This is a genomic window from Streptomyces durbertensis (assembly GCF_014156695.1).
Lineage (GTDB): Bacteria > Actinomycetota > Actinomycetes > Streptomycetales > Streptomycetaceae > Streptomyces > Streptomyces durbertensis.
This window is the reverse complement of the sequence record NZ_WMLF01000816.1, coordinates 1-1110: the sequence shown is the minus strand read 5'-3', so window position 1 is coordinate 1110 and position 1110 is coordinate 1. Positions and strand designations below refer to the sequence as shown.

Annotated in this window: 1 protein-coding gene and 1 pseudogene; one reads left to right on the top strand and one right to left on the bottom strand. The window is 74.9% G+C overall.

Going from position 1 to position 1110, the window contains the following annotated elements; genetic code table 11:
- Window positions 1–218 precede the first annotated feature (218 nt).
- Window positions 219–569: a metallopeptidase family protein gene (locus GL263_RS27030; protein ID WP_182858357.1), complete on the bottom strand. Its 351-nt coding sequence runs from the start codon at window positions 567–569 to the stop codon at window positions 219–221.
- 175 nt (window positions 570–744) lie between these two features.
- Between GL263_RS27030 and GL263_RS27025 the strand changes: the two are divergent.
- A pseudogene (locus tag GL263_RS27025) lies at window positions 745–1110 on the top strand (hypothetical protein); the annotation flags it as partial.

Genomic DNA, 1110 nt, shown 5'->3' with positions numbered 1-1110 from the left:
CCGGTGGGCGGGGGTGGGCGGCCGCGCGGAGCCGGCGCACCACCCGGGCGGGAAGGCCACCCGCCCGGCTGAGCGCGGACCTGACGGACTGGCGCGACAGCCGGCGTGTTGCTCGGGCCATGTCCGACCCTCTGCCCCGGCAGGCGCCGGACTATGCGCCCAACTGCGGGCGTACCCGACAATGGCCTATCGGCCGGCGGCGCGGCGCGAGCGGCGGCTCAGCCCCAGCCCAGTTCGTGCAGACGTTCGTCCTCGATGCCGAAGTGGTGGGCGATCTCGTGGATGACGGTCACGGCGACCTCGTGGACGACCTCCTCCGGCGTGTGGCAGTAGCGCAGCGTCGGGCCCATGTAGATCGAGATCCGGTCCGGCAGCACCCCCGCGTACCACTCGCCGCGCTCGGTGAGCGGCGTCCCCTCGTACAGGCCCAGCAGCTCCGGGTCGTCGGCCGGCGGCTCGTCCTCGACGAACACCGCGACGTTGTCCATCAGCCGGGCCAGTTCCGGCGGAACCTGGTCGAGCGCGTCACTGACCAGACCCTCGAACGTCTCGCGTGTCATCTCCAGCACACGGCCATTCTCCGTGACAACCGGCGGTCCCGGCACGGGCGCGGCGCACGGCCCGGTGCGACGGCCCGGTGCGCGCCCGGGACGACGGCTTGTTCGGGGGCGGGTCCCGGGGCGTGTCCTGGCGGAGGGGTGACGCGTTGGGCATGGCCTACGGATCACCCGGCTGGAGGCTCCCGTGCCACAACCCCCCGCGCCTCCGCGGCGCACCCGTATCGGCCCCGCGGCCGTCGCGCTGACGCTGCTGCTCGCCGTCGGCCCGCTGACCGGCTGTGTCACCGTCAGCGGGGGGCCGCAGCCCAGGCCCGTGCCGGCCGGCAACCCGATGGACGCGGGGGAGGACGGGCCCGGCGCCGGGCCGTCGCCGAGCGGTGTGGGGCGGGCCGGTCGAGCCGGCGAGCACAAGCTGGGCGCCGGCGAGTCGCCGTCGGCGGGCGCCCTCGGCGAGAAGGACGAGGTCCGGAAGAAGAGTGAGAAGGACGACGGCAAGGGCCGTCAGGCGAAGGCGGACTCCCGTCAGGAACGGGACGAGGAGGGGAAGGGG